The organism is Geodermatophilus sp. SYSU D00696 (assembly GCF_054050235.1).
In genome coordinates this window covers 17,774-34,171 of the sequence record NZ_JBJGYY010000032.1, presented here as the reverse complement: position 1 = coordinate 34,171, position 16,398 = coordinate 17,774, and the positions used below count along the sequence as shown (strand labels likewise).

At 74.1% G+C, this 16,398-nt stretch carries 22 protein-coding genes; 17 read left to right on the top strand and 5 right to left on the bottom strand.

The window, feature by feature from the left end; translation table 11 throughout:
- The first annotated feature begins 9 nt into the window (after positions 1–9).
- The 13 genes from rplO to truA all read left to right on the top strand — a co-directional run bounded on the left by rplO (position 10) and on the right by truA (position 8,954).
- Entirely contained in the window at positions 10–453 is a 444-nt protein-coding gene (rplO, locus tag ACI79O_RS18370; RefSeq protein WP_456874292.1) for a 50S ribosomal protein L15, read from the top strand.
- 185 nt (positions 454–638) lie between these two features.
- The gene (gene secY / locus ACI79O_RS18365) at positions 639–1,949 is read left to right on the top strand and encodes a preprotein translocase subunit SecY (protein WP_456874291.1); all 1,311 of its coding nucleotides are present in this window, start codon (positions 639–641) and stop codon (positions 1,947–1,949) included.
- Positions 1,949–2,548: an adenylate kinase gene (locus ACI79O_RS18360; RefSeq protein WP_456914855.1), complete on the top strand. Its 600-nt coding sequence runs from the start codon at positions 1,949–1,951 to the stop codon at positions 2,546–2,548. Before secY ends, ACI79O_RS18360 begins: the two co-directional genes overlap by 1 nt.
- 70 nt (positions 2,549–2,618) lie before the next feature.
- On the top strand, positions 2,619–3,422 hold the full coding sequence (gene map, locus ACI79O_RS18355) for a type I methionyl aminopeptidase (RefSeq protein ID WP_456874289.1): 804 nt from the start codon (positions 2,619–2,621) through the stop codon (positions 3,420–3,422).
- Between the two features lie 306 nt (positions 3,423–3,728).
- A complete protein-coding gene (infA, locus tag ACI79O_RS18350; RefSeq protein WP_012950459.1) occupies positions 3,729–3,950 on the top strand; it encodes a translation initiation factor IF-1 in 222 nt (73 codons plus the stop codon).
- A gap of 73 nt (positions 3,951–4,023) precedes the next feature.
- The gene (rpmJ, locus tag ACI79O_RS18345; RefSeq protein ID WP_012950458.1) at positions 4,024–4,137 is read left to right on the top strand and encodes a 50S ribosomal protein L36; all 114 of its coding nucleotides are present in this window, start codon (positions 4,024–4,026) and stop codon (positions 4,135–4,137) included.
- 15 nt (positions 4,138–4,152) lie between these two features.
- A complete protein-coding gene (gene rpsM / locus ACI79O_RS18340; protein WP_456874288.1) occupies positions 4,153–4,533 on the top strand; it encodes a 30S ribosomal protein S13 in 381 nt (126 codons plus the stop codon).
- Positions 4,534–4,629: 96 nt separating this feature from the next.
- Positions 4,630–5,037 (top strand): 30S ribosomal protein S11, encoded by a 408-nt coding sequence (gene rpsK, locus ACI79O_RS18335; protein WP_014377968.1) that lies wholly within the window; start codon positions 4,630–4,632, stop codon positions 5,035–5,037.
- A 35-nt stretch (positions 5,038–5,072) separates the two neighbouring features.
- On the top strand, positions 5,073–5,699 hold the full coding sequence (gene rpsD, locus ACI79O_RS18330) for a 30S ribosomal protein S4 (protein WP_456874287.1): 627 nt from the start codon (positions 5,073–5,075) through the stop codon (positions 5,697–5,699).
- Positions 5,700–5,818: 119 nt separating this feature from the next.
- Positions 5,819–6,895: a DNA-directed RNA polymerase subunit alpha gene (locus tag ACI79O_RS18325; RefSeq protein WP_456874286.1), complete on the top strand. Its 1,077-nt coding sequence runs from the start codon at positions 5,819–5,821 to the stop codon at positions 6,893–6,895.
- Between the two features lie 132 nt (positions 6,896–7,027).
- Entirely contained in the window at positions 7,028–7,729 is a 702-nt protein-coding gene (rplQ, locus tag ACI79O_RS18320) for a 50S ribosomal protein L17 (protein WP_456890266.1), read from the top strand.
- Entirely contained in the window at positions 7,726–8,109 is a 384-nt protein-coding gene (locus tag ACI79O_RS18315; RefSeq protein ID WP_456914854.1) for a hypothetical protein, read from the top strand. The genes rplQ and ACI79O_RS18315 overlap by 4 nt, the downstream gene beginning before the upstream one ends.
- Positions 8,106–8,954, top strand: a complete 849-nt coding sequence (gene truA, locus ACI79O_RS18310; protein ID WP_456914861.1) for a tRNA pseudouridine(38-40) synthase TruA — start codon at positions 8,106–8,108, stop codon at positions 8,952–8,954. Before ACI79O_RS18315 ends, truA begins: the two co-directional genes overlap by 4 nt.
- 1 nt (position 8,955) lies before the next feature.
- On the opposite strand, the gene ACI79O_RS18305 is transcribed toward truA, so the two are convergent.
- The gene (locus tag ACI79O_RS18305; RefSeq protein WP_456874283.1) at positions 8,956–9,618 is read right to left on the bottom strand and encodes an NAD(P)-binding oxidoreductase; all 663 of its coding nucleotides are present in this window, start codon (positions 9,616–9,618) and stop codon (positions 8,956–8,958) included.
- Between the two features lie 25 nt (positions 9,619–9,643).
- Positions 9,644–10,246 (bottom strand): molybdenum cofactor guanylyltransferase, encoded by a 603-nt coding sequence (mobA, locus tag ACI79O_RS18300; RefSeq protein ID WP_456914853.1) that lies wholly within the window; start codon positions 10,244–10,246, stop codon positions 9,644–9,646.
- Positions 10,247–10,286: 40 nt separating this feature from the next.
- On the opposite strand from mobA, the gene fdhD reads away from it, so the two are divergent.
- Entirely contained in the window at positions 10,287–11,117 is an 831-nt protein-coding gene (gene fdhD / locus ACI79O_RS18295; RefSeq protein ID WP_456890262.1) for a formate dehydrogenase accessory sulfurtransferase FdhD, read from the top strand.
- A 74-nt stretch (positions 11,118–11,191) separates the two neighbouring features.
- On the opposite strand, the gene ACI79O_RS18290 is transcribed toward fdhD, so the two are convergent.
- Genes ACI79O_RS18290 through moeA form a run of 3 tightly spaced genes read right to left on the bottom strand, consistent with a single transcriptional unit; the run spans position 11,192 to position 13,343 of the window.
- Entirely contained in the window at positions 11,192–11,689 is a 498-nt protein-coding gene (locus ACI79O_RS18290; protein WP_456890260.1) for a MogA/MoaB family molybdenum cofactor biosynthesis protein, read from the bottom strand.
- Positions 11,686–12,153, bottom strand: a complete 468-nt coding sequence (gene moaC / locus ACI79O_RS18285) for a cyclic pyranopterin monophosphate synthase MoaC (protein WP_456874279.1) — start codon at positions 12,151–12,153, stop codon at positions 11,686–11,688. Before moaC ends, ACI79O_RS18290 begins: the two co-directional genes overlap by 4 nt.
- Entirely contained in the window at positions 12,150–13,343 is a 1,194-nt protein-coding gene (gene moeA / locus ACI79O_RS18280; protein ID WP_456914852.1) for a molybdopterin molybdotransferase MoeA, read from the bottom strand. The genes moaC and moeA overlap by 4 nt, the downstream gene beginning before the upstream one ends.
- A 68-nt stretch (positions 13,344–13,411) precedes the next feature.
- Between moeA and ACI79O_RS18275 the strand changes: the two genes are divergently transcribed.
- The 3 genes from ACI79O_RS18275 to ACI79O_RS18265 all read left to right on the top strand — a co-directional run bounded on the left by ACI79O_RS18275 (position 13,412) and on the right by ACI79O_RS18265 (position 16,206).
- On the top strand, positions 13,412–14,383 hold the full coding sequence (locus ACI79O_RS18275) for a PfkB family carbohydrate kinase (protein ID WP_456890256.1): 972 nt from the start codon (positions 13,412–13,414) through the stop codon (positions 14,381–14,383).
- Positions 14,384–14,455: 72 nt separating this feature from the next.
- Positions 14,456–14,941, top strand: a complete 486-nt coding sequence (locus tag ACI79O_RS18270) for a beta-class carbonic anhydrase (RefSeq protein ID WP_456914851.1) — start codon at positions 14,456–14,458, stop codon at positions 14,939–14,941.
- A gap of 62 nt (positions 14,942–15,003) precedes the next feature.
- Positions 15,004–16,206, top strand: a complete 1,203-nt coding sequence (locus ACI79O_RS18265) for a DUF7373 family lipoprotein (protein WP_456914850.1) — start codon at positions 15,004–15,006, stop codon at positions 16,204–16,206.
- Positions 16,207–16,398 lie beyond the last annotated feature (192 nt).

Here is a 16,398-nt window from a genome sequence, read left to right as displayed (position 1 = left end):
GGACTGATCATGACTCTCAAGGTCCACCACCTGCGTCCGGCCCCGGGCGCCCACACCCCCAAGACGCGAGTCGGCCGTGGTGAGGGCTCCAAGGGGAAGACGGCCGGTCGCGGCACCAAGGGCACCGGCGCGCGCGGCACCACCTCCGCGCGCTTCGAGGGCGGTCAGACGCCGCTGCACATGCGGCTGCCCAAGATGTCCGGCTTCAAGAACCGCAACAAGGTCGTGTTCCAGGTCGTCAACCTCGACCGGATCGCGTCCCTGTTCCCCGAGGGCGGGCACGTCGACCCCGACTCGCTCGCCACCGCCGGCGCGGTCCGCCGCGGCCAGCCGGTGAAGGTCCTCGGCACCGGCGACCTGGGCGGCGTCCGGGTCACCGTGCACGCGCACGCCTTCTCCGCCTCCGCGGCGGAGAAGATCGCCGCGGCCGGGGGCAGCACCACCCGCATCTGAGCGACGGACGACCCCCGGGGCCGCACCACCAGCCCCGGGGGTCGTCTGCTGTTCCCGGCCCGTCCGCCCTCCGGCGGGCGGGTTGCGGCCTCTCTCCGGGCCCCCCGCCGCGCGTCCGCGAGTGGTGGGGGCAGGGAAGGTCCTCCGTCGTTGCTAACCTCGTCCGACCGATAAGGGGAGGGCACGTGCTGCAGGCGTTCGCCGCGGCGTTCCGGACGCCAGACCTCCGGCGCAAGTTGCTGTTCTCCCTGGCGATCATCGCCGTGTACCGGCTGGGGGCCGCGATCCCGGGTCCCGGGGTCTCGGTGGAGGCGATCAACAGCTGCCTCGAGCAGGCGCAGGCCTCCGACCAGCGCGACGTCTACTCGCTGGTGAACCTGTTCTCCGGCGGGGCGCTGCTGCGGCTGTCGATCTTCGCGCTGGGGATCATGCCCTACATCACCGCCAGCATCATCGTGCAGCTGCTGGTCGTGGTGATCCCGCGCTTCGAGCAGCTGAAGAAGGAAGGGCAGTCGGGGCAGCAGAAGCTGACCCAGTACACCCGCTACCTCACGATCGCCCTCGCGGTCCTGCAGAGCACCGGCATCATCGCGCTGGCCCGCAGCGGCCAGCTGTTCCCCGGTTGCCAGCAGGAGATCATCCCGTCGCAGAGCATCTGGACGACGGTCATCCTGGTCATCACGCTGACCGCCGGCACCGCCGTCATCATGTGGCTCGGCGAGCTGCTCACCGAGAAGGGGATCGGCAACGGCATGTCCGTGCTGATCTTCACCTCGATCGCGGCCCGCATCCCGGCCGAGGGCGGCGCGATCCTGCAGACCCGCGGCGGCGTCGTCTTCACCGTCGTCTGCGCCTTCGCCCTGCTGATCATCGGTGCGGTCGTCTACGTCGAGCAGGCGCAACGGCGCATCCCGGTCCAGTACGCCAAGCGCATGGTCGGCCGCCGGATGTACGGCGGGACGTCGACCTACCTCCCGCTGAAGGTCAACCAGGCCGGTGTCATCCCGGTCATCTTCGCCTCGTCGCTGCTCTACCTGCCGCAGCTGATCACCCAGCTGCAGGGCGACGAGACCGGGCCGGTGCGGCAGTTCTTCGAGAACTACGTCATCGACCAGAGCAGCCCGGTGCACGTGGCGCTGTACTTCGGCCTGATCGTCTTCTTCACGTACTTCTACGTGTCGATCACGTTCAACCCCGAGGAGCGGGCCGACGACATGAAGCGCTACGGCGGCTTCATCCCCGGCATCCGCCCCGGCCGGCCCACGGCCGAGTACCTGCAGTACGTGCTCTCCCGGATCACCCTGCCGGGGTCGATCTACCTCGGCATCGTGGCGGTGCTGCCCAACTTCTTCCTGTCGATCACGCAGCAGGGAGCGAACCAGAACTTCCCGTTCGGCGGGACCGCGGTGCTGATCATGGTGGGAGTGGGCTTGGAGACGGTGAAGCAGATCGAGACCCAGCTCAACCAGCGCAACTACGAAGGGTTCCTGAAGTAGTGCGCGTCGTGCTGCTCGGTCCCCCTGGAGCCGGCAAGGGGACGCAGGCGCAGATCATCGCGGGACGGCTCGGCGTGCCGGCCATCTCGACCGGCGACATCTTCCGCGCCAACGTCAGCGGCCGGACCGAGCTGGGCCGCAAGGCCAAGGTCTACATGGACGCCGGCGACCTGGTCCCCGACGAGATCACCGTCGCCATGGTCAAGGACCGGCTGGCCGAGCCCGACGCCAAGGCCGGCTTCCTGCTCGACGGGTTCCCGCGCACCATCGCCCAGGCCGAGCAGCTGCGCAGCTCGCTGGCCGAGCTGGGGCACCACCTCGACCGCGTCCTCGAGCTCGTCGTCGAGGAGGAGGAGCTCGTCCGCCGGCTCTCCGGCCGGCGGATGCTCGTCGACGGCGAGTGGGTGCAGCGCGACGACGACAGGCCCGAGACCGTCCGGCACCGGCTGGAGGTCTACCGGGAACAGACCGCGCCGCTCTCGGGGTTCTACGACGGCGAGGGGCTGCTGTCGCGCATCGACGCGATCGGCACCATCGAGGAGGTCACCGACCGCGTGATGACCGCCCTCGGGCAGCCCGGACGGTCAGACGACAGCTGAGGGGACGGCGCCGCGCATGTCGGCCGGGATCCTGAGCCGCCTCCCGCTGTTGGCGAAGTGGAGTGGACGCATGATCCAGATCAAGACGCCGCAGGAGATCGAGCTGATGCGCGGCGCCGGCCTCGTCGTCGCGAAGGCGATCGGCGCCGTGCGCGCCGCCGTCCGTCCCGGCGTGACGACCGGTGAGCTCGACGCCATCGCCGAGGACACCATCCGGTCGGCCGGGGCGGTCCCGTCGTTCCTGGGCTACCACGGCTTCACCGGCAGCATCTGCGCGTCGATCAACGACGAGGTCGTGCACGGCATCCCGGACCCGCAGCGGGTGCTCGCCGAGGGCGACAACATCTCGATCGACTGCGGCGCCATCCTCGACGGCTGGCACGGCGACTCGGCCGTCACCGTCACGGTCGGCCCGCCCTCGGCCGAGGACGCCGCCCTCATCGCCGTCACCGAGCGCAGCATGTGGGCAGGCCTGGCCCGGGCGGTCGCCGGTGGCCGGCTCACCGACATCAGCGCCGCCGTCGAGCAGGCCATCACCGCGGAGTCACACCCCTACGGCATCGTCGACCACTACGGCGGCCACGGGATCGGCACCGAGATGCACCAGGACCCGCACGTCCTCAACTACGGCCGGCCCGGCCGCGGCCCCCGGCTGGTGCCCGGTCTCGCGCTGGCGATCGAGCCGATGGTGACGGTGGGCGACCCCGCCACCGTCGAACTCGAGGACGGCTGGACCGTGGTCACCAAGGACGGCTCCCGGGCCGCCCACTTCGAGCACACCGTCGCCATCACCCCCGAGGGGCCCTGGGTCCTGACGGCGGAGGACGGCGGCGTCGCGGGGCTGGCCCCCTTCGGGATCACCCCCCGCACCTGAGCAAGGGCCCCCTCGCCCCCCACCACTCGCGAGCTCGTGGTGGGACCCTGCGACGGGGCCACCCGGGGCCTTCCGTTGTGACAGAGGCCGGGTTGGAGAGGCCCGTCGCAGCGGGGTACAGTGAACGACGGCGTTCGCGCCGTCCTGTCGTCGTGCTGTGGCCGCACGGCGCGGGACGCCCTCGCGGGAGCGCCTGCACCACCTGGTCTGCAACCACCGCGTACGACCGCCGGGCCCCGGCGTGGTCGTCCGCGACTCCAGCACCACATCCACCAGCACCACCGAGTCAGGGAGGCCGTGTCGGGCATGGCGAAGAAGGACGGGGCCATCGAGGTCGAGGGTCGCGTCGTCGAGCCGCTGCCCAACGCGATGTTCCGGGTCGAGCTGCAGAACGGGCACCGGGTGCTCGCCCACATCAGCGGCAAGATGCGCCAGCACTACATCCGCATCCTGCCGGAGGACCGCGTCGTCGTGGAGCTCTCGCCCTACGACCTGACCCGCGGTCGCATCGTCTACCGCTACAAGTGACCGCCGCCGGCGCGGGGCACCCGAGGGTGCCGCGCGGGCGGCCATCGATCGACAGGAATGAGGGGCGGCAACGGTGAAGGTCCAGCCGTCGGTGAAGAAGATCTGCGACAAGTGCAAGGTGATCCGCCGGCACGGCCGGGTCATGGTCATCTGCGACAACGCCCGCCACAAGCAGCGGCAGGGCTGAGGGAGTACCTGAGACATGGCACGACTGGCCGGCGTCGACCTGCCCCGCGAGAAGCGGATGGAGATCGCGCTCACCTACATCTACGGCATCGGCAAGGCCCACGCCAAGGAGACCCTGGCCGCGACGGGCGTCAGCCCCGACCTGCGCGTCCGGGACCTCGGCGACGAGGACCTGCTGAAGCTGCGCGACTACATCGACGAGCACTTCCGCGTCGAGGGTGACCTGCGCCGCGAGGTGGCCGCCGACATCCGCCGCAAGGTGGAGATCGGCTGCTACCAGGGCCTGCGCCACCGTCGTGGGCTGCCCGTGCACGGTCAGCGCACCCGCACCAACGCGCGCTCGAGCAAGGGCCCGCGCAAGACCATCGCCGGCAAGAAGAAGGCCGGCAAGAAGTAAGTGTGTCCGCGCGCCGTCGCAGCGACCCGTGAGGGCGGGAGCGGCGGTGCGCGACGCGCTCTAACTGGCCACTGATCAGAAGGAAACCGGAGAGAGATGCCTCCCAGGGCTCGCGCCGCGGCTGGGGCCAAGAAGGTCCGCCGCAAGGAGAAGAAGAACGTCGCCCACGGCGCCGCGCACATCAAGAGCACGTTCAACAACACGATCGTGTCCATCACCGACCCCAACGGGAACGTGATCAGCTGGGCCTCGGCCGGCCACGTCGGCTTCAAGGGCTCGCGCAAGTCGACGCCGTTCGCCGCCCAGATGGCCGCCGAGAACGCCGCGCGCAAGGCCCAGGAGCACGGCATGCGCAAGGTCGACGTCTTCGTGAAGGGCCCCGGCTCCGGTCGCGAGACGGCGATCCGCTCGCTGCAGGCGACCGGCCTCGAGGTCGGACAGATCCAGGACGTGACCCCGCAGCCGCACAACGGCTGCCGCCCCAAGAAGCGCCGCCGGGTCTGACCGGCCACTGACGAGACGAACGAGGAGTACCTGACGTGGCCCGTTACGCCGGAGCCGACTGCCGGATGTGCCGGCGCGAGAAGATGAAGCTGTTCCTCAAGGGCAGCAAGTGCGAGTCCCCGAAGTGCCCGATCGAGATCCGGCCCTACCCGCCGGGCGAGCACGGCCGGGGCCGCAGCAAGGACAGCGAGTACCTCCTGCAGCTGCGCGAGAAGCAGAAGGCCCGCCGCATCTACGGCGTCCTCGAGAAGCAGTTCCGCGGCTACTACGAGGAGGCCAACCGCAAGACGGGCAAGACCGGTGAGGTCCTGCTGCAGATCCTCGAGTCCCGCCTGGACAACGTCGTGTACCGGGCCGGCTGGGGCGAGAGCCGCGACATGGCCCGCCAGCTGGTCAAGCACGGCCACATCCGGGTCAACGGCCGCAAGGTCGACATCCCGTCGTACCGGGTGAGCGCCAACGACATCATCGAGGTCGCCGAGAAGTCGCGGCGGATGGTGCCGTTCGAGATCGCCCAGGCCCGCGCCGGCGAGCGTCCCGTGCCGCCGTGGCTGGAGGTCATCAGCGGCCAGCTGCGCGCCGTCGTCCACAGCATCCCGGCCCGCCAGGTGATCGACACCCCGGTCCAGGAGCAGCTGATCGTCGAGCTCTACTCCAAGTAAGGGCTCGCAGCACCACCTGCAGTACCGGCCCCGGCGGGCGGACGGATGTCCGCCGGGGCCAGCACCACTCCCTCACGGCGTCATATGGCGGGCGCCGGAGGTCACAGAGGAGAACACCCATGCTCATCGCCCAGCGTCCGACGCTGACCGAGGAGACCCTCACCGAGCAGCGCTCGCGGTTCGTCATCGAGCCGCTGGAGCCCGGTTTCGGCTACACCCTCGGCAACTCGCTGCGCCGCACCCTCCTGTCGTCGATCCCCGGTGCTGCCGTGACCAGCATCCGGATCGAGGGCACCCTGCACGAGTTCACCACCGTGCCCGGGGTCAAGGAGGACGTCACCGAGATCATCCTCAACCTCAAGGGCCTCGTGGTCAGCTCCGACTCCGACGAGCCGGTGACCATGTACCTGCGCAAGCAGGGCCCCGGCGAGGTCACCGCCGCCGACATCGCGCCCCCGGCCGGTGTCGAGGTGCACAACCCCGACCTGCACATCGCCACGCTCAACGGCAAGGGCCGGCTGGAGATCGAGCTGGTCGTCGAGCGCGGCCGCGGCTACGTGCCGGCCCCGCAGAACAAGCAGCCCGGCCAGGAGATCGGCCGCATCCCGGTCGACTCGATCTACTCGCCGGTCCTCAAGGTCACCTACGCCGTCGAGGCCACCCGCGTCGAGCAGCGCACCGACTTCGACCGCCTGGTCGTCGACGTCGAGACCAAGCCGTCGATCGCCCCGCGCGACGCCATCGCCTCCGCCGGCTCCACGCTGGTCGAGCTGTTCGGCCTGCTGCGCGAGCTGAACGTCGACGCCGAGGGCATCGAGGTCGGCCCCAGCCCGGCCGAGGCCGCCGACATCGCCAACTTCTCGATGCCGATCGAGGACATGGACCTCACCGTCCGGTCCTACAACTGCCTCAAGCGCGAGGGCGTGCACACCGTCGGCGAGCTGGTCACCCGCTCCGAGGCCGACCTGCTCGACATCCGGAACTTCGGGGCCAAGTCGATCGACGAGGTCAAGATGAAGCTGGCGGCCATGGGCCTCGCGCTCAAGGACAGCCCGCCCGGGTTCATCCCCACCTCGGTGGAGAGCTACGACGAGGGCTACGAGACCGACGCCTACCACGGCACCGGCGAGTACGGCACCGAGTACGGGCAGGTCCAGTACGACGACGGCTCCTACCAGGAGACCGAGCAGCTCTGACGCTGCACCGGCCGGGCGGTGGGTACCCCACCGCCCGGCCGTGGGCTCCCGGCCCGCCACACTGAGCACAGACGACAGCACCACCCGGAAGCAGCCGGCAACGCCCGCCCGGCCGCCTGAGGAAGGACCGACATGCCCACCCCCACCAAGGGCCCCCGTCTCGGCGGGTCCCCCTCGCACGAGCGGCTGATGCTGGCCAACCTGGCCACCTCGCTGTTCGAGCACGGGCGGATCACCACCACCGAGGCCAAGGCCAAGCGGCTGCGCCCGTTCGCCGAGAAGCTGGTGACCTTCGCCAAGCGCGGCGACCTGCACGCGCGCCGCCAGGTCATGACGGTCATCCGGGACAAGGACGTCGTCCACCACCTGTTCGCCGAGATCGGCCCGCGCTTCGAGAACCGGCCGGGCGGCTACACGCGGATCACCAAGGTCGGCCCGCGGAAGGGCGACAACGCGCCCATGGCGGTCATCGAGCTCGTCGAGGGCCTGACCGTGGCCCAGGAGGCCGTCGGTGAGGCCGAGCGTGCGCGCGGCACCCGGTTCGCCTCCGGCGCCGGCGCGGCCGCCGCCTCCGGCGAGGTCACCGCCGACGCGATCGAGACCGCCGACGCCGACGACACCGCGGCCGACGACACGGCTGCCGTGAGCATCGACGACACCGCTGCCGACGACGCCGCTGCCGCCGACGCCGCGGTCGCCGACGAGGTCGAGGCCGTCGAGGCCGCCGAGGCCGACGCGGAGCCGGCCGACGCCGACACCGTGGCCGCCGACGCCGAGTCCCCGGGCGACACCGAGACCCCGGGCGACGCCGACGCCCCGGGCGGCACCCGGTGACCACGGAGGAGCGTCCGGGCGAGGGCGGCAACGTCGGCGCCGTCGGCGTCCCCGCCAGCGGCGGCGACCAGGGCGCCACGTTCGCCGGTGAGACCACCGGTCCCGGTGGCGACACCTCGCCGGCCGTGACCTCCGGCGACGTCGACCCCGAGGCCCAGCAGGTCGTCACCGACGTCTACAACCCCGACGGCGACCGCCAGGACGAGAGCAACGTCCGGCCGGAGCCGCAGCGGGAGAACGCCGCCGTCGTCGACGACCCGACGCTGTCGCCCGACGTGGCCCGGGCGGCCGCCGCGGAGGTGGAGGCCGCCGAGCTCGGTGACGCCGCCACCTCCGGCACCCTCGCGCCGGGCGGCGAGTCCGCGCCCGACCCCCGCTGAGGAGCGACCACCTCGCAGACGAGCCCGCCACCGTTCCCGGTGGCGGGCTCGTCCGTCTCCGCCTGGACGTCGCCTACGACGGCACCGGATTCTCCGGCTGGGCCCGCCAGCCCGGTCGGCGCACCGTGCAGGCCGAGCTCGAGACCGGGCTGGCGACGGTCCTGCGGGCCCCCGTGCAGCTGACCGTCGCCGGTCGCACCGACACCGGCGTCCACGCGACCGGGCAGGTGGCCCACGCCGACGTGCCGCACGCCGCCTGGACCGAGCAGGCGGGGCGCCTGGTCCGCCGACTGCGCGGGGTGCTGCCGCCCGACGTCGCCGTCCCGGCCGTCACCGAGGCGCCGCCGGGCTTCGACGCCCGCTTCGGCGCGCTGGCGCGGCACTACGTCTACCGGCTCACCGACGCCGAGGGCGGGCCGTCGCCGCTGCGCCGGGCCGACACCGTCAGCTGGCCACGGCGCCTGGACGCCGGTGCCATGGCCGCCGCCGCCGCACGGCTGCTCGGCCGGCACGACTTCGCCGCCTTCTGCCGCCGCCGCGAGGGCGCCACCACCATCCGCACCCTGCTGGCGCTGGGAGTGGCCCGCGACGGCGACCTAGTGACCGTGGAGGCGTCCGCCGACGCGTTCTGCCACTCGATGGTCCGCAGCCTCGTCGGTGCGCTGCTCGCCGTCGGTGAGGGTCGCCGCGACCCGGACTGGCCGGCCGGCCTGCTGACCCGCCGCAAGCGGGCGGACGAGGTCGTGGTCGCCCCGCCGGGAGGGCTGACGCTGGTGCGGGTCGACTACCCGGCCGACGCCGACCTCGCGGCCCGCGCGCAGCTCACCCGGGCCCTGCGCAGCTGAGTCACGGCAGCGCCGCGACGGCCTCCTCGATCGGCGTCGGCCCGCTGACCAGCTCGACGACCTCGTCGGTCTTGCCGGCGTCGAGCAGCGCCAGCAGGACCGCCGCGACGTCGTCGCGGGGGACGTCGCCGAACTCGACGCCGTGGGTCAGGGTGACCCGGCCGGTGCCCGGGTCGTCGGTGAGCCGGCCCGGCCGCAGGACGACCGTGTCGAGGGCCGGCCGCGGGAGGATCACGTCCTCGGCCCGCAGCTTGGCCTGCAGGTAGGCGGCGAACACCGGGTCCATGCCCTTCGGCGTCCCCTGGCGGGCCTGCTCCACTCCCATCGAGGACACCAGCAGGTAGGGGCGCACGCCGGCCCGCTCGGCGGCGTCGGCCAGCAGCACCGCGGCGGCGTGGTCGACGGTGTGCTTGCGCGCCGCGCCGCTGCCCGGTCCGGCACCCGCGGCGAACACCACGGCGTCGGCTCCCCGGACGGCGTCGGCCACCTCGTCGACCGACGCGGACTCCAGGTCCAGCACGACCGGCGTCACGCCGTCGGCCTCGAGGTCGGCGGCGTGGTCGGGGTTGCGGACGATCCCGACCACGGTGTCCCCGCGGCCGGCCAGGAGGCGACCGAGGCGGCGGGCGACCTGGCCGTGGGCACCGGCGATGGCGACGCGCATGGCGCACCCTATCCGGAGCGCCCGGTCATCCCCAGCCGAGTTCCCCGGCGGCCGCGCGGGCGCGGGCGAGGTCGGCAGGGGTGTCGCAGTCGGTCCAGGGAGGTGGCGTGCCGGGCCGCCGGTCCGGCCGGTGGCGGGTGACCGTCAGCGAGGCGACCACCCGGCGGACCGGCAGCGGGCCGGAGGTGCCGGCGAGCGCCCGCCGCAGCGCGGCCGTCCGCCAGACGCCGAGCAGGTACTGGTCGCGGCCGGCGTCGTCGACGACGAGGACGCCGTCGCCGGTCAGCCGCTCGCGGAGATCGCGCACGAGCGCGTGCGTCACGAAGGGGAGGTCGCCGGCGAGGACGGCGACGACGTCGGTGTCGACGACGGCCAGACCGGCGCGCATCGCGGCGACCGGGCCACCGCCGGGCGGCCGCTCGCGCACCACCACGACGTCACCGGGCACCGGCTGCGGCGGGCCGACCACGACCCGCGGCTGGGCGTCGGCGACGGCGTCGAGGACGGCGGCCAGCATCGTGCGCCCGCCGACCTCCAGCTGCGGCTTGGCCCGCCCGCCCAGCCGGGCCGCGCGGCCGCCGGCGAGCACGACCGCCGCGTAGGGCGGGAGCGGGGCCGGTGCGGTCACGGACCGACCGTAGGGGCCGCGCGTGGGTACCGTCCCGGTCGTGGGACGAGTCACCAGCCGCACGCCCGTGCTGCGCATCCGGGGCCCCGTGCGCACCACCCGACCCGACACGGTGGCCGCGGAGGAGCCGCTGGAGATCCGGCTCGACGGCACGCCGCTGGCGGTCACGATGCGCACGCCGGGCGCCGACTTCGACCTCGTGCACGGTTTCCTCGCCACGGAGGGGGTCATCGCCGGCGTCGAGGACGTCGCCGGCCTGCGGTACTGCAACTCCGTCGACGACGAGGGCCGCAACACCTACAACGTCGTCGACGTCGACCTGGTGGCCGGCGTCGAGCCGCCCGCCACCGCGCTGGACCGCACCTTCCTCACGTCGAGCTCGTGCGGGGTGTGCGGCAAGGCGAGCATCGACGCCATCCGCACCCGCACCCGCCACGACGTCGCCGCCGACGCCACCCGGCTGGAGCTGGCCACGCTCCTGGCGATGCCCGACCGGTTGCGGGCCGCGCAGGAGGTGTTCAGCAAGACCGGCGGGCTGCACGCCGCCGGGCTGTTCACCGCCGACGGGGAGCTCGTGGCGCTGCGCGAGGACGTCGGCCGGCACAACGCCGTGGACAAGGTCGTCGGCGACGCGGTGCGCGAGGGCCGGCTGCCGCTGGCCGGGCACGTGCTGATGGTCAGCGGGCGGGCGAGCTTCGAGCTGACGCAGAAGGCGGCGATGGCCGGGATCCCGGTGCTGGCCGCGGTGTCGGCGCCGTCGTCGCTCGCGGTGGAGCTGGCCGCCGACGTCGGCATCACGCTGGTCGGCTTCCTCCGCGGCGACGGCTGCAACGTCTACACCCGCCAGGACCGCCTCGTCCTGCCCGACTGACCACGAGCGTGTGCGCCCACGCCGGGTGCTGCTGCCGGGAACGCGGCGCCGGCGCACACCCTCGCCGCGCCGGGTCAGGGCCGCGGGTGGTCGCCGCCGCGGAGCTGGCTGACCACGTGGGGGAGCAGCGGGCCGAGGACGGCCAGCCCGTCCCGCACCCCGCCGGTGGACCCGGGCAGGTTCACGATCAGCGTCCGCGCCGCGGTGCCGGCGATCCCGCGCGAGAGCACGGACGTGGGCACGTTCCCCTCGCCGTAGCGGCGCACCGCCTCGGCCAGCCCCGGCGCCTCCCTCTCGACCACCGCGCGGGTCGCCTCGGGCGTGACGTCGGTGGGCGACAGGCCGGTGCCGCCGGTGGTGAGGACGACGTCGGCCCCGGACGCGACCGCCTCGCGGAGGACGGCGGCCAGCGCGTCGACGTCGTCGGGGCGCACGTGCGGCCCGTCCACGGCGAACCCGAGCTCCCGCAGCCCCTCGGCCAGCGCCTGTCCGCTGCGGTCCTCGTAGACGCCGGCCGACGCGCGGTTGGACGCGGTGACCACGACCGCCCGCGCGCCCTCGGGGAGGGTCACCGCCGCCACTCCCCGCTCTTGCCGCCGGACTTCGCCAGCAGCCGGACGTCGGTGATCGACGCCCGCGGGTCCACGGCCTTGACCATGTCGATGACGGTCAGCCCGGCGACGGCGACCGAGGTCAGCGCCTCCATCTCCACGCCGGTCCGGTCGGCGGTGCGCGCGGTGGCCGTGATCTCGACGGCGTCGTCGGCCACCGTGACGTCCACGGTCACACCGTGCAGCGCGATCGGGTGGCACAGCGGCACGAGGTCCGGCGTCCGCTTGGCCCCGGCGATGCCGGCGATCCGGGCGACCGCGACGGCGTCTCCCTTGGGCACGCCCTCGCCCCGCAGCAGCGCGACCACCTCGGGACTGACCAGCACCCGCCCGGCCGCGGTCGCCTCGCGGGCGGTGACCGGCTTGGCGGAGACGTCGACCATGCGCGCGGCGCCGGTCTCGTCGACGTGGGTCAGCTCGGTCACTGGAGCGCTCCTTCGATCAGGACGACGTCGACCGCGGCGCCCGCGGGCAGCTCGGTGACGTCCTCGGGCACGACGACCAGGCAGTTGGCGCGGGCGAGGTGGGCGACCAGGTGCGAGCCGGGCCCGCCGACCTGGGAGACGCGGCCGGCGTCGTAACGGCCGCGGAGGAACTGGCGGCGCCCGGCGGGGGAGCGCAGCGGCGCGGTGAGCTCCGCGGGCGCCCGCAGCCGGCCCGGCGCGGCGTGGCCGAGCGCTCGGCGCAGCGCCGGCCGCACGAAGACCTCGAAGGACACGAACGAGCTCACCGGGTTGCCGGGGAGGGTCACCACGGGCACGCCGTCGACGGTGCCCGCGCCCTGCGGGCCGCCCGGCTGCATGGCCACCTTGACGAACTCGACGGTGCCCAGCGTGCCGAACGCGTCCTTGACCACCTCGTAGGCCCCGGCGCTCACGCCGCCGCTGGTGACCAGCAGGTCGGCGTCGGCGAGCTCGGCGCGCACGGTACCGAGGAACTGGCCGACGTCGTCGGGCACGAAGTGCAGCCGCCGCGCGGTGCCGCCGGCGTCCTCGACTGCCGCGCACAGCAGCAGCGAGTTGGATTCGTACACCTGCCCGGGCAGCAGCGGCTCACCCGGCTCGACCAGCTCGCTGCCGGTGGAGAGCACCAGCACCCGCGGCCGGCGGCGCACCCACAGCGTCCGCGCGCCCACGGCGGCGGCCAGCCCGAGCTGGGCGGCTCCCAGCGGGCTCCCGGCCTCCAGCGCGACGGTGCCCGCGGTGATGTCCTCCCCGGCCCGGCGCAGGTGGGTGCCGGCGGCGGGTGCGTCGCGGATCTCGACGACGTCGGTGGCCGCGTCGGTCAGCTCCACCGGCACGACCACGTCGGCACCCGGCGGCAGCAGCGCGCCGGTCATGATCCGCTGCACCGTCCCGGCGCGGAGCGGTACGACGTCGGTGCGGCCGGCGGGGACGTCGTCGGCGACCGGCAGCCGGACGGGCAGGCCGGCGAGCTCAGCCGAGCGCGCGGCGTAGCCGTCCATCGCCGAGTTGTCGAAGCCGGGCAGCGGCACGCCGGCGGTCACGTCACGGGCGAGCACGCGGCCGTGCGCCGCGGCCAGCGGCACCTCCTCCTCCCCGAGGGGGGCGAGCAGGGCGGCCACCGCCGCCTGGTGTTCCTCGACCGTGCGCACCCGGCCATCCTGGCCGATGGGCCCCCGCCCGGCTGGCGGGCCCCGGGCGTCGCGGGGAGCGTGGGGGCGTGACCGGCGTCGTGGTCCTGGGACAGGTCGGGCGGGACCTCGTCCTGCGGGTCGGTGGACTGCCGGAGGCCGGCGGTTCGGCGGACGTCGCCGAGCGGCGGGAGGTCCTCGGCGGGAAGGGCGCGAACCAGGCCGTGGCGCTGGCCCAGCTCGGCGTGACCGTGGCGCTGGTGGGTGTGGTGGGCGACGACACCGCGGGCGCCGACGTGACCGCCGCGGCGCGGGCGGACGGCATCGACGTCGGCTGCGTGACCCGGCGTGCCCGGGTGGCGACCGCGCTGCTCGTCGACGTCGTGGAGGACGGCGGCCGCCGCCGGCTGCTCGAGGACGTGCCCGACGGCGTGCTGCTGACCGCCGACGACGTCGCCGCGGCCGCCGGCGCGGTGACCGGCTGCCGGGCGCTGTCCCTGCAGCTGCAGCAGCCGGGGGAGGCGGTGCGCGCGGCGCTGCGGCTGGCCCGCCCCGACGCGCTCGTCGTCGCCGACGGCGCGCCGGCCGACGATGCCACCCGCGCCGCGCTGCTGGACCGCGCCACCGTCCTGCGCGCCGACGCGCAGGAGGCGGGGCTGCTGGTCGGCCGGGCCCTCGGCGGGGTCGACGACGTCCGCGCCGCGGCCCGCGAGCTCGTGGCGGCCGGGCCCCGCCTGGTCGCGCTGTCAGCCGGTGACGACGGTGAGGTGGTGGCCTGGCGGGGCGGTCGCCCGCCGGTGGGCCGGGGTGCGGACTGGCCGCCCGACGGCGTGGTCCGGGTGCCGCTGTCGGACACCGAGCCCGTCGACCCGACCGGCGGCGGGGACGCCTTCGTCGCGGCGCTGACCGCCGCGCTGCTCGACGGCGCCTCCCCGACCGGGGCGGCGCGGGCGGCCTCGGCGGCGGGGACGCTGACGGTGCAGCGGCTCGGTGGCCGGCCGGCACTCACCGCGGACGCACTCGCCGCACAGGTCGCCCGCGAACGCGTGGCCGAGGCATAGGAAGCTCTCCCCACGTCCGCGCGCCCCAGACGTGCGGAGAGCTTCCCATGCCTGACACGAGAGGAGCGCCACGTGGCCGAGTACGAGCGCATGCTGGTCGCCAACGAGCAGTGGGCCCGGGACTTCGGCGGCGAGTTGCCCGTGGCGCCGGCGCGCAAGGTCGCCGTCGTCGCCTGCATGGACTCCCGGATGCCGCTGTTCCCGCTTCTGGGTCTGGCCGTCGGTGACGCGCACGTCATCCGCAACGCCGGCGGCGTGGTCACCGACGACACGATCCGCTCGCTGACCATCTCCCAGCACCTGCTCGGGACCCGCGAGATCGTGCTGGTCCACCACACCGACTGCGGCCTGCAGAAGACCGACGACGCCTCCTTCGCCGACCTCGTCGAGCGGGCCACCGGTGCCCGCCCGCCGTGGCCGGCGCGGGCGTTCACCGACGTCGACGAGGACGTCCGCGAGTCGATCCGGCTGCTGCGGGAGAGCCCGTTCCTGCTGTCGAAGGAGATCTGCGGCACCGTCTACGACGTGTCGACCGGACGGCTCCGCCGCATCGACTGAGATCCGCCCGGCAGGCGCAGGACGCACCACCGGGGCCGTCGCCGCCCCTATCCTCCGCGCCCGTGACGGGGACACGGGGACGCGGGACGGCGGTCGCCCTGGTGGCCGGGGTGCTGCTGGCGGGGTGCACGAGCACGGTGAGCGGGACGGCGACGCCGCTGGCGAGCGCACCGCCCTCGACGAGCGAGCCGCCCGCGGAGACGACGCCGGCGCAGCCGCCGGCCGACGTCACCCCCGCGCCCCGGCCCGGCGTCGGCACGCTGGTGGAGTCGCACCGGATCGCGTCGGTGACCTCCCTGGTGCAGGTCACCTTCCCCGAGCGGACCGACACCTGCTTCCCGTCGGGCCCCTGGAGCGACGCGGCCGCGCTGGACGAGGCCTACTTCGGCACCGGGACGGCCGGGGCGGTCCTCGACCGCTGGGGCTTCGTCACCGCCTGGGGCCAGTGCAACACCGACCCCGCCGACGGACGCAGCACGCTGACGATGGTGGCCGAGCTGTCCGACCCCGAGTCGGCGCGGCGGGCGGCGGCTGAGCTCGCGGAGGACCAGGTCGCCGCGGGCTACGCGCCCGTCGAGGTGCCCGGCCTCGACGGCGAGGTGGTGCTGCAGGAGGACGGCGGGGAGGACCTCGTCCAGGCGTTCGTGCCGGTCGGCCGGATGCTGGCCTACGCCTTCCACGTCACCGGCGCCGGCCGCGGACCCGACGAGGTGGGCCGGCTCCTCACCGACCAGGTGGGGCTGCTGCAGGGCTTCGCGCCCACCCCGCAGGACCAGGTGCCCTCGCTGCCGGTCGACCCCGACGGGCTCCAGCAGCTCACCCTGGACCCGCCGGGGGACCCCACCGACTTCTCCGGTCCCTACGACCTCGAGGGCTACCTGCGCCTGGCCATCGACCCGGTCCGCGAGCGCGACCTGCTCACCGCCAACGGCTTCCGCGGCTTCTACTCCAAGCAGGCCGACGAGGCCGACCTCAGCTACGCCGTGGCGCTGTACGCCTTCCCGTCGTCGGAGCAGACCAACACCGTGTACACGGCCTTCGCCGAGCTGGAGCAGGCCGAGTTCGGCGGCACGCCCTTCACCCTGCCCTCCATCCCCGAGGCGCCGTGCTTCTGGTTCGAGTCGGCGGACGGCTTCTACCAGCGCTGCTACGTCGGCTACGGCAGCCACCTGGCCAGCGTCGACGTCCTGGGCCTGGCGGCGGCCGATGACGTCGCGGCGATGGACCGGCTGCTGCCGGCCCAGCGGGACCTGATCGACGGTTGAAGTCGGAGGACCCCGTCCTCCTCACCCCTCGCACGTTCGGGGCGAGCCTCTGGACGGGGCCGTTCCAGCACGTCACCAGGGGCCGTTCCGGCACGTCACCCGGGGCCGTTCCGGCACGTCGCGGCGGCCCTGCGGGCCGCTGGTATCGTGGTCGGCTGGTGCGCGGCCGCCGGCTGGTGCGCGCGCGCCGCT

Bases quoted from the DNA above. Each gene is read 5' to 3' on its own strand.
- rplO (WP_456874292.1), top strand. From the start codon at position 10: ATGACTCTCAAGGTCCACCACCTGCGTCCGGCCCCGGGCGCCCACACC.
- map (WP_456874289.1), top strand. From the start codon at position 2,619: ATGATCCAGATCAAGACGCCGCAGGAGATCGAGCTGATGCGCGGCGCC.
- infA (WP_012950459.1), top strand. From the start codon at position 3,729: ATGGCGAAGAAGGACGGGGCCATCGAGGTCGAGGGTCGCGTCGTCGAG.
- rpsM (WP_456874288.1), top strand. From the start codon at position 4,153: ATGGCACGACTGGCCGGCGTCGACCTGCCCCGCGAGAAGCGGATGGAG.
- rpsK (WP_014377968.1), top strand. From the start codon at position 4,630: ATGCCTCCCAGGGCTCGCGCCGCGGCTGGGGCCAAGAAGGTCCGCCGC.
- ACI79O_RS18325 (WP_456874286.1), top strand. From the start codon at position 5,819: ATGCTCATCGCCCAGCGTCCGACGCTGACCGAGGAGACCCTCACCGAG.
- rplQ (WP_456890266.1), top strand. From the start codon at position 7,028: ATGCCCACCCCCACCAAGGGCCCCCGTCTCGGCGGGTCCCCCTCGCAC.
- ACI79O_RS18305 (WP_456874283.1), bottom strand. From the start codon at position 9,618: ATGCGCGTCGCCATCGCCGGTGCCCACGGCCAGGTCGCCCGCCGCCTC.